At 62.8% G+C, this 12,472-nt stretch carries 11 protein-coding genes; 8 read left to right on the plus strand and 3 right to left on the minus strand.

Going from position 1 to position 12,472, the window contains the following annotated elements; genetic code table 11:
• Positions 1 to 264: 264 nt before the first annotated feature.
• Entirely contained in the window at positions 265 to 1,167 is a 903-nt protein-coding gene (locus NKI72_RS28385; RefSeq protein WP_352473618.1) for a LysR family transcriptional regulator, read from the minus strand.
• 102 nt (positions 1,168 to 1,269) lie between these two features.
• On the opposite strand from NKI72_RS28385, the gene NKI72_RS28390 reads away from it, so the two are divergent.
• On the plus strand, positions 1,270 to 2,259 hold the full coding sequence (locus NKI72_RS28390) for a zinc-dependent alcohol dehydrogenase family protein (protein ID WP_352473619.1): 990 nt from the start codon (positions 1,270 to 1,272) through the stop codon (positions 2,257 to 2,259).
• A 17-nt stretch (positions 2,260 to 2,276) separates the two neighbouring features.
• Here the strand turns inward: NKI72_RS28390 and NKI72_RS28395 are convergent, their stop codons facing one another.
• Entirely contained in the window at positions 2,277 to 3,179 is a 903-nt protein-coding gene (locus tag NKI72_RS28395; protein ID WP_352473620.1) for a LysR substrate-binding domain-containing protein, read from the minus strand.
• 91 nt (positions 3,180 to 3,270) lie between these two features.
• On the opposite strand from NKI72_RS28395, the gene NKI72_RS28400 reads away from it, so the two are divergent.
• From NKI72_RS28400 to NKI72_RS28425, 6 genes are all read left to right on the plus strand, one after another.
• Positions 3,271 to 4,821 carry a trimethylamine methyltransferase family protein gene (locus tag NKI72_RS28400; protein ID WP_352774936.1) on the plus strand — a complete coding sequence of 517 codons (1,551 nt, stop codon included), beginning with the start codon at positions 3,271 to 3,273 and terminating at the stop codon, positions 4,819 to 4,821.
• Positions 4,822 to 4,862: 41 nt separating this feature from the next.
• Positions 4,863 to 6,512: an ABC transporter substrate-binding protein gene (locus tag NKI72_RS28405; protein WP_352836579.1), complete on the plus strand. Its 1,650-nt coding sequence runs from the start codon at positions 4,863 to 4,865 to the stop codon at positions 6,510 to 6,512.
• Between the two features lie 105 nt (positions 6,513 to 6,617).
• Positions 6,618 to 7,097: a DUF3828 domain-containing protein gene (locus NKI72_RS28410; protein WP_352542343.1), complete on the plus strand. Its 480-nt coding sequence runs from the start codon at positions 6,618 to 6,620 to the stop codon at positions 7,095 to 7,097.
• A 4-nt stretch (positions 7,098 to 7,101) separates the two neighbouring features.
• Positions 7,102 to 7,659, plus strand: a complete 558-nt coding sequence (locus NKI72_RS28415) for a hypothetical protein (RefSeq protein WP_352473625.1) — start codon at positions 7,102 to 7,104, stop codon at positions 7,657 to 7,659.
• 11 nt (positions 7,660 to 7,670) lie between these two features.
• Complete coding sequence (locus tag NKI72_RS28420) at positions 7,671 to 8,855, plus strand: mandelate racemase/muconate lactonizing enzyme family protein (protein WP_352836576.1); 1,185 nt, start codon at positions 7,671 to 7,673, stop codon at positions 8,853 to 8,855.
• A gap of 110 nt (positions 8,856 to 8,965) precedes the next feature.
• Entirely contained in the window at positions 8,966 to 9,751 is a 786-nt protein-coding gene (locus tag NKI72_RS28425) for an alpha/beta hydrolase (RefSeq protein ID WP_352617767.1), read from the plus strand.
• Positions 9,752 to 9,765: 14 nt separating this feature from the next.
• Here NKI72_RS28425 and queF read toward each other — a convergent pair whose 3' ends face one another.
• Positions 9,766 to 10,227 (minus strand): preQ(1) synthase, encoded by a 462-nt coding sequence (gene queF, locus NKI72_RS28430; RefSeq protein ID WP_023674394.1) that lies wholly within the window; start codon positions 10,225 to 10,227, stop codon positions 9,766 to 9,768.
• Between the two features lie 113 nt (positions 10,228 to 10,340).
• Here queF and NKI72_RS28435 point away from each other — a divergent pair, with 113 nt between their 5' ends.
• Entirely contained in the window at positions 10,341 to 12,386 is a 2,046-nt protein-coding gene (locus tag NKI72_RS28435) for an oxidoreductase (protein WP_352473628.1), read from the plus strand.
• Positions 12,387 to 12,472 lie beyond the last annotated feature (86 nt).

Below are 12,472 nucleotides of genomic sequence, written 5' to 3' on the forward strand. Positions count from 1 at the left end.
GCGGGCGGCGGTCGCCCGCCGCCCCCCGGTCGGGGGGCCCCCGCACCGACAACACGGGGGGGGGGGCGCGCCCCACGCCGACGTCACCGCGATGCCACGCCATTTTGCAGAACTTGACGCACACAACTACTGTCGCCCAATGCGAGGCGCGAGCGGATCGATAGCGGCGCTGCCGAGCCGATCGACGAAGCCTCGCCTCGAACGGCTTGTGGTTGCGTCGAGTCGTTCTCGAGGAAATCCACGCAGATAACCGCGACCGTGCATTCAAGTCATGAGCTTGGGCAGCGCTGCCGACAGTGCATCGACGGCAAGGCGGACTTTCATCGGCAGATGAGGCGTCTGCAACCACAGGGCATGAACGTCGTAGAGAAACCAGGATTGTTCCGACAACAGCGGGACAAGTGCGCCCGCCTGGATGCGCTGGCGAACCAGCCAGTATGGCAGCCAGGCGAGCCCCATGCCGGCGGCCGCGGCATCGGCGATGGCATCGAGGTCGTCGAGCCGCAATCTGCTGACTGGCCTGACCTCAATCGCGGGGTGGCCATTGCGCGGAAACAGCCACGGCTGAACGGCACGCCCGGAACGGCGGTAGATGATCGCGTGATGGCGGCCGAGGTCATCTATTTCCTGCGGCTGGCCGTGCCGGTCGAGATAGGACCGCGATGCGCAGACGACCATGTGCTGGCGCGCGATGCGACGCGCCATCACCCCGGCCTGGTCCTCCAGGTCGCCCGTTCTAATGGCAAGATCGCAGCCGTCCTCGGCGAGGTCGGCGATGGCATCGCTGAACGACAGGTCAAGTTCCAGCGCCGGATATTGCTGCGCAAACCCGAACAGGATCGGGGCAACGCAGCGCCGGCCGAAATGCACCGGCATCAGGACACGCAGCTTTCCGCGCGGTTCGGCAAGCTGGTCGGCGGCGAGTGCATCAGCGGCCTCCGCTTCGGCAAGCACCAGCCGGCAGCGTTCATAATAGGCGCGCCCGAAATCGGTCAGGCTTTGGCGGCGCGTGGTCCGGTTGATGAGGCGCACGCTCAGGCGCTCCTCGAGAAACCGGACATGCTTGCCGACCATCGGCCCGGACAGATCGAGAGCCGCCGCCGCGGCTGCGAACGAGCCCAGGTCGACGGCTTTGACGAACACGGCCATGCTCGTAAGGCGATCCATATTCAAAACCTGCAGTTTCTGCTGATCTACTCAAGCGGCTATTTATCCGCCTGATGAGCGCTGGCATAGCTGATTCAGTTCAAATATTTTGGAGTTTGACCGATGGCACGTGTCGTTCGCTTTCATGAGCTCGGTGGTCCCGAGGTCCTGCGCATCGAGAATGTTGACACGCCTGCGCCCGCGAGCGGTGAGATTCAGATCCGCGTCAAGGCGTTGGGTATAAACCGCGCCGAGGCGCTGCTGCGTTCGGGGACCTACATCCAGACCGCGCCGTTGCCTTCCGGTCTTGGGCTCGAGGCGGCGGGTATCGTCGAGATGGTCGGCGAAGGCGTGGACGGGTTTGCGCCTGGCGATGCCGTCAGCATCGTGCCGCCATTGTCGATGGCCCGCTGGCCTGCCTATGGTGAGATTGCCACATATCCCGCCGAGCTCGTCGTCAAGCATCCACCATCGCTGAGTTGGGAAGAAGCCGCCGCAGCGTGGATGCAATATCTCACCGCCTACGGTGCGCTGATCGACATTGCCAACCTCCAAAACGAGGACTTTATTGTCATTACCGCGGCCTCGAGCAGCGTCGGACTTGCCGCGATCCAGATCGCCAACATGGTTGGCGCGACCCCGATCGCGGTCACACGGACATCTGCCAAGAAGCGGGCTTTGCTTGAGTTCGGCGCGGCCCACGTCATCGCCTCGGCAGAGGAGGACCTGGAAGCCAGGCTGAAGCGAATCGCCGGCCCGGACGGCGTGCGCGTGGTGTTCGATGCCGTCGGCGGCCCGATTTTCAAGCCTCTGACGGCGGCGATGGCACCGGGCGGCATTCTCATCGAGTATGGCGGCTTGAGCCTCGACCCGACACCCTTTCCACTACCTGCAGTGCTGGCAAAGACACTGACGATGCGCGGTTATCTCGTCCATGAGATCGTGCGCGATCCGGTCCGGCTGCAGGCCGCCAAGGCGTTCATCCTTGACGGACTGAGCTCGGGTTCGCTGAAGCCGGCAATCGCCAGAACCTTTCCGTTCGACCAGATCGTCGAGGCGCACCGCTATCTCGAATCGAACGAGCAATTCGGCAAGATCGTCGTGACCGTTTGACCGGGCATTTATCGGCCTCACGCCTGCGCCGCCAGCCAGTCCCGCACCTTGCGGGCGTTGTCGCTGAGTTCGCGGTTCTTCGACCAGATGACATGAAAGCCCTTGCCGGTCGTCATCGTGTGGCCGGTGACGCGCACCAGCAGCCCTGATGCCAGCAGCCGCTCGGCGAGGTGACCCCAGCCGAGCGCGATGCCTTGCCCTTCCATGACGGCCTGGATCACCAGCGCATAGTCGTTGATGCGCAAGCCGCGTCCGGCATCGGCGATGTCGACACCGGCCGAGGCGAACCATTCGTCCCAGCTCGCAGCCTCGCGAAACGGCTCTTCAAGATGGATAAGGCGGTGCGATTGAAGATCCGCGACACGGTCCGGCAGCCCGAACCGTGCCACATAACTAACACCGGCAACGGGGAATATCACCTCATCGGCCAGCGGCAGCGAATGATAATCCGGCCATTCCCTGGGCTCGCCGCCGCGGACGCCGAGCGGGATGTCTTCGGCGATGATGTCGAGATCGCGGTCGGCGGTCTGGATGCGCAGGTCGATGCCCGGCAATTCGTCGCGAAACTGCTGCAGGCGCGGCATCATCCAGAACGAGGCAAAGGCGGTCGAGGCGGCGAGTGTCACATGCGCGCCGACGGCGATCTGGCGCAGATCCTCCGCCGACTTGCGAATGTGCGACAGGCCGAGCGAGACGTCGGCATGGAAGCGGTCGCCGGCCTCGGTCAGGCTGACTTGCCGGTGGCGGCGCTGGAAGAGTTTGGCGCCGAGCTGCTCTTCGAGCCCACGGATCGCATAGGAGACGGCAGCCTGCGTCATGCCGAGCTCCCGCCCGGCGGCGGTAAAGCTCGACAGCCGCCCGGCGGCCTCGAAAACGATCAGGCTGCCGGCAGACGGCAGCAGGTGGCGCAAGCTTCGCATAAGCTGAGCTTATACAAGAGATCAGGATTTTCCAGCGTCACAGCCGCATTTTGTCTGGCTAGATTGGTCGAGACTGGAATATGGAGCCTTCATGAACGCACCGGCCGTTGAAGTGAGCGAACACACCAACCGCCGCAGCGGCGGCCGCCTGGGGCGCAAGGCGTTGCGGGGCGCACCCGTAGCGTCGTTTCCAACCCTGGTCCGTCAGATTCCCGTCTATCAGATGGTCCCGGACGAGGCGGTTGAGCTGATCCACCAGGAGTCACTCTCCATCCTCGAAGAAGTCGGATGCGAGTTCCGCGACGACGAGGCGATCGCAATGTGGAAGGCGGCGGGCGCCGATGTCTCGGAGACAAGGGTCCGGATCGACCGCGCCCTGCTGATGGAGCTCATCTCGAAGGTCCCGTCGGAGTTCACGCTCAATGCGAGGAATCCCCAGCGTTCCGTACGTGTGGGTGGAAACAACTCCATCTTCGTGCCGATGTACGGAGCGCCTTACGTGCGCGACCTCGACAACAACCGGCGCTACGGCACACTCGCCGACCTCAACAATTTCCACAAGCTCGCCTACATGGCGCCGGCGCTGCATTCGTCGAGCTCGATCATCTGCGAGCCGATGGAAATCGCGGTGCCGAAACGTCACCTCCACATCATCCATTCGGCGCTGAAGCACTCGGACAAGCCGTTCATGGGCATCGTGACCTCCAGGGATCGAGCCGAAGACACGATGGCGATGGCAGGCATCGTGTTCGGCGAGGATTTTGTCCGCGACAACCCGGTTCTGGTGTCGATCACCAACTGCAATTCGCCGCTGGTGTGGGACGCCACCATGCTGGACGCGATGAAAGTCTATGCGCGCCACAACCAGCCGCTGATCCTCGCCCCCTTCGCCCTTTGCGGCGCCTCGACTTCGGCCTCTGCCGTCGGTGCGGTCGCGCAGGTCAATGCCGAAGCGCTGGCGGGCGTCGCGTTCACACAGCTCCTGCGTCCGGGTTCGCCGCAGATCTACGGACAGTTCATGGTGACGGTCGACATGAAGACCGGCGCTCCCATGGGCGGCACGCCGGAGGCGGCCCAGATGATGTATCTCATGGGCGCGCTGGCGCGGAAGTATCGTCTGCCGTGGCGCACGTCCGGTTTCCATGTCGGCTCGAAGCTGAACGACGCCCAGGCGGGCTACGAGGCGAACATGCTGATGCATGCCGCCATCCTTGCCGGCGCCAACTACATCTGGCACTCCGCCGGTTGGCTCGAAGCCGGCCTGACCTGCGGCTATTCGAAATTTGCCACCGACTGCGAGCAGCTTGTCGGCTGGTATAAATATGCTGGCGGGCTGCCATTCGACGATTTCAAGGAGGCTATGGCGGCTATCCGCGAGGTCGGACCGCAGGGCCATTTCCTCGGCACCCAGCACACGCTTGAACATTTCGAGTCCGCCTTCTTCATACCGAGCATCATGGACTTCAATTCATTCGAACAGTGGAAGGCGGAAGGAGCAAAGGACCACGACACCCGCGGCCGCGAGAAAGCGCGCAACATGCTCGCCGATTATGAGGAGCCGAAGCTCGATGAGGGCATCGCCGATGGTCTCAAAGATTTGATTGCGCGGCGCGAGGAGAAACTGCCGGACAGCGTTAGTTGATCACGGGCGAAGACCCGATGCGAACCATAAGGGAGGAAAAAATGACACTCTTCAGAAGCAACGGCGATCGCGTATCGAGCGCCATCGAAGCAATGGCCAGCGAGGCGCGCGCCGGTCGCGTCGACCGGCGGGAGTTTCTGGCCCTGGCAAGCGCTTTCGGCGCATCGACGGCCCTTGCCTACGGCATGATTGGACTTGCCGTGCCGGAGCGGGCTTTGGCTGAAGAGCCGAAGAAAGGCGGAACGCTGCACGTTTCGATGTCGGTGAAGGCGCAAAAGGACCCGCGCACCTACGACTGGGTGGAACTTGCGAACATTTCACGCTGCTGGCTCGAGCCGCTCGTACGCTACACCCGCCAGTTCACATTCGAGCCGGTTCTGCTCGAAAGCTGGGAGGTCAACGACGACGCCACCGAATACGTGCTGCATGTGCGCAAGGGCATCGCCTGGAACAACGGCGATGCTTTCAACGCCGATGACGTGGCCTACAATCTGACGCGCTGGTGCGAGAAGGCTGCCGCCGGCAATTCGATGGCCGCGCGCGTCGGTGCGCTGATCGATGCAAAGACCGGCAAGGCCAGGGAAGGGGCGATCACCAAGGTCGACGACAACACGGTGAAGCTGAAGCTGAACGAGCCGGACGTCTCGCTGATCCCGAACTTCACCGACTATCCGGCGCTGGTGGTCCATCGCAACTTCGACGCCGACGGCGCCAATCCGATCGAGAAGCCGATTGGCACCGGGCCGTTCGAACTGGTGTCTTATGCGGTCGGCCAGAAAGCGGTCGTCAAGCGTCGTGAGAATGGCAAATGGTGGGGCGGTGAAGCGCTTCTCGACGGCGTCGAATTCATCGACTACGGAACCGATTTCAACGCCTCGATAAATGCATTCGACTCCGGCGAAATCGACCTCAATTTCGAGACGCCGGCCGACTTCATAGACATTCTCGACAAGATGGGGCTGGTCAAATCGGAGGTTGCGACAGCGACCACGCTCGTCGCCCGGACCAACATCACGAACAAGCCCTATGACGACAAGCGGGTTCGCAACGCCCTCCAGATGGCCGTCGACAACAAAGCGGTGCTCGAACTTGGCTACGCCGGGCGAGGCACTGTTGGTGAAAACCACCACGTCAGTCCGATTCATCCGGAATACTACGCGCTGCCCAAGAAGACACGCGACGCCGCGGGCGCCAGGAAGCTTATGGCCGATGCCGGGCAGGACGACTTCGAGCATGAACTGATCACCGTCGAGGACGATTGGCAAAAGAACACCGGCGACGCTATTGCCGGCCAGTTGCGCGATGCCGGGATCAAGGTGAAGCGCACCGTGCTGCCGGGATCGACATTCTGGAACGACTGGACGAAATACCCCTATTCGATGACCATCTGGTACATGCGCCCGCTTGGCGTACAGGTGCTGGCGCTCGGCTATCGCACCGGCGAGGCCTGGAACGAAACCGGCTACTCGAACCCTGATTTCGACGCCAAGCTCAAGCAGGCTCTTTCGCTCATCGACGTGGAAAAGCGCCGCGAGGTCATGAAGGACATCGAGCAGATCCTGCAAGATTCGGGCGTCATCATTCAGCCGTTTTGGCAGAAGCTGTTCAGCCACATGAACGAGAAGGTGAAGAACTACGGTGTCCACCAAACCTTCGAGATGGATCTCCAGAACGTCTGGCTGAACGCCTGAGTTGCCAGCAGAGGACGCGTTGCAGGATTTCATGGACCGCAAGAAGGCCGACGGGCAAGATGCGTGGTACTGATAGCTTCCGTCAGTGAACAATCGGGGACACCCATGAAACTGCCACTTTTTGTTGCCGCGCTTTCGATGGCCGTGCCGGCGGCCGCGTTTGCCGGCCCTGCTGCCAACGCCGTGAAGTTCTTTTATGTCCCGTCGGTCAAGTTCGAGGCCGATGCGCAATATCGCGACCGCTTCACCGCGCCGGTGACGAAACTGTTCGAATTGAACGACAATGCGGCAAAGAACCATCCGGATGAAGTTCCCTGCATCGACTTCGCCCCTGGTCTCGATGCGCAGGACTATGACGAGAAGACCGTGGCCAAGACGCTGACGCTGGCCGAAACGCTGGACGGCGACAGCGCCGAGGTGACGGCGACGTTCAACCTTTTTCCGGAAGGCGATGGTTCCAAACGCGAAATGGTCTGGTCGTTGAAGAAGATCGACGGCCAGTGGAAGGTCGCCGACATTACCTCGAAGACCAGCGGCTGGACCCTGAGTGCGCTCGAATGCCTGGCCGGACAGTCGCCGGAGTGATGCCGTGCTTCGCTGCCGTCCCTGGATTTTGGCGACTGCGTGCCTGCTGGCCGGATTGAGCAGCGCCGCCGCTCAAGGCCTGTTCGGCGCGCCACCCGCAAACGCGCCGGCCGACAGTGCGGCACCTCCGCCGGCAGTTTTGCCGCCGGCAGAAAACGCGCCGGCCGCAGCCGAGCAGCCGGGCTCGCCGACCGCGGTAGTGAAGCCGTTCTACGAGCATGCCGGGCTCGAGGTCGATCCGGCTCAGCGGGGCCATTTCACCGACCCGGCAAAGTCGGTGCTGGACAAGAGCGACGCGCTGCGGAAGTCGGGGCAGGGCGAGTGCCTCGATCCCAACATGGCGCTCGACAATTCCGAATACGAAAAGGCGGAGATCGACAAAAGCCTGAAGACCATCGAAGCGATCAAGGGCGACGAGGCCAAGGTCGTCGTCGCTTTTGTCGTCTCCGGCAATCCGCACCGGCTGGAATGGAAGTTCAAAAAGATCGATGGCGACTGGAAGATATCGGACCTGCTCTCGGTGACCGGCGAATGGGCGCTAAGCCAATACCAGTGCGAGTGAGAACGGAACCGATGAAGATCACCAACGTCCGCGTCACCCACGTCAACGTCCCGCTCGATGCTCCGTTCTGGTGGACGGCTGGTCTCTACGGCGGCGCCTCGAAATCGATCATCGAGGTCGAGACGGACGAAGGCGTGGTCGGACTGGGCGAGGCGCCATGGTGGCATTTCGGCGAGGTGATCAAGGCCGAGATCGCGCCGGCGCTGATTGGCGCCGATCCCCTCGACATCGCCGACTGCGAGGCGCGCTGCGTGCCGCCCTGGCAGATTACCGCCAACACCGGCGAGAATGCAGCCACGGTGGCGTTCGGCGCCGTCGAACTGGCGCTGTGGGATATAAGAGGCAAGGTCTTCGGCATGCCGCTCTACAACCTGCTCGGCGGCGCGGTGCGCAAGGACATTCCGTTTTCGGAATATTTCGCCTTTCGCCCCGCTCACGGCGGAGCCGGCGGCGAGATGACCGCCGAAGCGATCGTCGACTACTGTCTCGGCATGCGAGAACAGCACGGCTCGACGATTTTCGAGGGCAAGCTGATCATGGGCGATCCCGAGCTCGAGATCAGGACAGTGCGCATGCTGCGCGAGGCGCTTGGCGATAAAGCGCAGATCAAACTCGATTCCAACATGCAGTGGTCGCTGACCACAGCGCGCTGGGTGCTGCGCGAGATCGAGCCGTTCAACATCCGCAACTACGAGGATCCGGTCGCGACCTTCGAGGAGATGGCTGCGCTGCGCCAGCATTCGCGCATTCCGTTCTCGACGCACATCCCGGATCTCAGACGGGCAGTCGCGCTCGGTGCGCCGGATTACTTCGTCTGCAATTTCGCAGCACTCGGCGGATTGTCGAAAACTCTGAAATTCATCGCCGCCTGTGAGGCGATGGGCAAGGGGTTCTGGTGCTATTCGAACGATCTCGGCATCATGACATCGGCTTATCTGCACGTCGTGGCGGCGACACCGTGGATCACCGAGGCGTCGCAATCCCTGTTTCGCTGGCAGATCGGCGATGTCATCAAGGACGGTCCTTTCCGCCAGACGGGCAATACGGTGCGCGTGCCGGAGGGTGACGGGCTGGGCGTCGAACTCGATCCGGCGGCAATGAAACGCTGGTCAGCGCACTTTACCGAACACGGGCCGATGCACCATTTCAGCGACCCGAACAGCCCCAGCCGCTACCGGCGGCTGCCGCTCAACTGATGCGAAGTGCACGTGACCGATCGATGAGAAGAGGTCCTGTCGTGGTTGCTTTATTCGCGGCGGTTTGCGTCCTGGCCTGCGCTGTCACCTGGGAGGCAGGAAGCCACGCGGTGGCCCGCGTGCCTCAGCAAAGCTTCACGCTGCCTGTGGGGTTACCGGTGGAGCGCATCGTTCTGAAGCGGGAGGGCGCGCCCGACCTTGCCGGTTGGGTGGCGGATCGGCAGGACAGTTGCGGAACAATCGTGCTGTTACACGGACGTGGTTCAAACAAGCTGGCCATGGTTCCAAGAGCGAAGCTGCTTTTCGAAAGCGGCTACTCGATCGTGCTGTTCGATCTGTCGGGACATGGCGAAAGCGGCGGCGATATCAGAGGCTTTGGTTACATCGAACGGCAGGACGCCAGCCGCATCCTCGCCTTTGCCCGGCAACGCTTCGCCGGTCGCAAGGTGGCGGCCATCGGCTCGTCGCTCGGTGCGGCTGCTTTTGTATTTGGCGCTCAGCAGGAGCATGCCGACGCCTATGTCCTGGAGCAGCTCTACGCGACTTTGCTGGAAACCACGGCGTTGCGAGCGCCCTTGCCTATGTTGCGCGACGTACAGGCGACCATCCTCTTGGCGCAGATGCAGCTCCGCCTTGGCTTCGGGGTAGATGATGTCAGGCCGGTCGATCGCATCGGCGCGATTGATCGGCCGATATTGCTGCTAGCAGGCAATTCGGATCCGTTTGTCGCTCGCAGCCAGACACTGGCGTTGAAAGATGCGGCAGGCGCTGACGCAAAGCTGGTCTGGTTCGACGGCGCGCGGCATGTTGATCTCTATCGCTATGACCAACAGCGGTACCGCGACGCGGTGATGCCTTTCCTGGAGACCAACCTGTGCCGGACCGGGATCAGGTGAGCCGCTCCGTCCGATCAGCCGCGCCCGCGATAGGGGGCGACGCCGGTGTCGGGCAGCCACACACCTTCCGGCGGCGCGCCGGTTTGCCAGAACACGTCGATCGGAATGCCACCGCGCGGATACCAGTAGCCGCCGATGCGCAACCACAATGGCTTGGTCGCGGCGATGATGCGGCGGCCGATCATGACGGTGCATTCTTCGTGGAAGGCGCCATGGTTGCGAAACGAGGTCATGAACAGCTTGAGCGACTTCGATTCCACCAGCAGCGCATCGGGTGCGTAGTCGATGACGATATGGGCGAAGTCCGGCTGGCCGGTGACCGGGCAGAGCGAAGTGAATTCCGGGCAGGTGAAGCGAACGATGGCCGGCGGGCCGTCGCCGCGCGAAAACGGCACGGTTTCCAGGACTGCCGCTTCAGGGCTCTGTGGCGCCTCGACGTTGGTGCCGAGCTGGGTGAGGTTTTTCGTATCGGTCATGAGCAGGTTCCTTGCTGCATGTCGCCCAAAACTGCGCAGCGATTTTGGGACAGCGACATGCGTAAAAACAAAATTTGCCGCTCATTAGCACAATTTGAAACAGCAGGAAGACGATGACCAGCAATGACCCGCTCCTCCAGCCCTATCAGCTCAAGCATCTGATGCTGAAGAACCGGGTGATGTCGACCAGCCATGAGCCGGCCTATTCCGAGGACGGCATGCCGAAGGAACGCTACCGGCTCTACCATGCCGAAAAGGCCAAGGGCGGCATGGCGCTGACCATGACCGCCGGTTCGGCGATCGTCTCGCGCGACAGCCCGGCCGCTTTTGGCAATCTGCATGTCTATGACGACCGCATCGTGCCGTGGCTCGCCGAGCTTACCGATGCCTGCCACGAGCACGATTGCAAGGTGATGATACAGATCACCCATCTCGGCCGCCGCACCGGTTGGAACAAGGCCGACTGGCTGCCCGTGCTGTCGGCTTCGCCGGTGCGCGAACCGGCCCATCGCGCCTTTCCCAAGACTATCGAGGACTGGGATATCGAGCGCATCGTAGCCGACTATGCGGCGGCCGCGCAGCGCTGCCAGGCTGCCGGCCTCGACGGCATCGAGTTCGAAGCCTACGGCCATCTGATGGACGGTTTCTGGTCGCCGGCCACCAACCAGCGCGACGACGATTTCGGCGGCTCGCTCGACAACCGGCTGCGCTTCACCGGAATGGTGCTCGACGCGGTGCGTGCCGCGGTCGGCGAAAAGTTCGTCGTCGGCATCCGCATGGTCGCCGACGAGGATTTCGAGAAAGGCCTGTCGAAACAGGAGGGCGTCGAAATCGCCAGGCGGCTGGCCGGCTCCGGCAAGGTCGATTTCCTCAACATCATCCGTGGCTCGATCGAGACCGATGCGGCGCTGACCAAGGTCATCCCGGTGACCGGCATGCGGTCGTCGCCGCATCTCGACTTTGCCGGCGAGATCAGGGCAGCGACGAAATTCCCGACCTTCCATGCGGCGCGGATTTCCGACGTCGCCACCGCGCGTCACGCCATCGCCACCGGCAAGCTGGACATGGTCGGCATGACGCGCGCCCACATTGCCGACCCGCATATCGTCAAAAAAGTGATGGAGGGCCGCGAGCACGAGATCCGCCCTTGCGTCGGCGCCACCTATTGCCTCGACCGCATCTATGAGGGCGGCGAGGCGCTGTGCATCCACAATGCGGCGACGGGCCGCGAGGCTGATATCCCCCATATTATTCCGAAAACCGAGGGACCGAAGCGGAAGGTGGTCGTCGTCGGTGCCGGCGCCGGCGGGCTGGAGGCGGCGCGCGTCGCCGCCGAGCGCGGGCACCAGGTGACGGTGCTGGAAGCATCGAGCCAGGCCGGCGGCCAGGTGCGGCTGGCAACGCAAAACCCGCGCCGCAAGGAATTGATCGGCATCATCGACTGGCGCCTGGCCGAACTCGACCGGCTGGGCGTCGAGATCCGCTACGACAAATGGGCGGAGACGGACGACGTGCTGGCGCTATCGCCGGACGTGGTGGTGGTCGCCACCGGCGGCCTGCCGCAGAACCCGCCTCTGACGGCGGGCGACGATCTCGTCACCTCGAGCTGGGACATCATGGCCGGCAGCGTCAAGCCGGCCGAGAACGTGCTGCTCTATGACGACAATGGCGGCCATCAGGGCATGGGTGCCGCCGAACTGATCGCCAATAGCGGCGCCAGGCTGGAGCTGGTTTCACCAGAGCGCTTCTTCGCCCCGGAAATGGGCGGCATGAATCATGTGCCCTACATGCGCGCCTTCCAGGAAAAGGGTGTCACGGTGACCATCAACACACGGCTACGTTCTGTGCGGCGTGAAGGCAACCAGCTGATCGCCGAGCTCGCCTCCGACTTCGCCGATGGCTGGCGCGGCGAGCGGCGGGTCGACCAGGTGGTGGTCGAGCACGGCACGCTGCCGCTCGACGATCTCTACCTGGCGCTGAAGCCGCTGTCGAAGAACGCCGGCGCGATCGATTACGAAAAACTGATCAATGGCGGCGACATCTTTCCTGCGCGCAATCCGCAAGGCGGTTTCGTCGTCTTTCGCATCGGCGACGCGGTAGCTTCACGCAATATCCACGCTGCGATCTATGACGGCATCAGGTTCGGCTTGCGAATCTGAGGAATATTTTGGATTGATTGGTGGCGCGCAGCCGAACCTCCGTACGGAGAGCCACCACGGTACGTCGGTCCGGTCTGCGCGCCGCG

The organism is Mesorhizobium sp. M0437 (assembly GCF_040321335.1).
Taxonomy (GTDB): Bacteria; Pseudomonadota; Alphaproteobacteria; order Rhizobiales; family Rhizobiaceae; genus Mesorhizobium.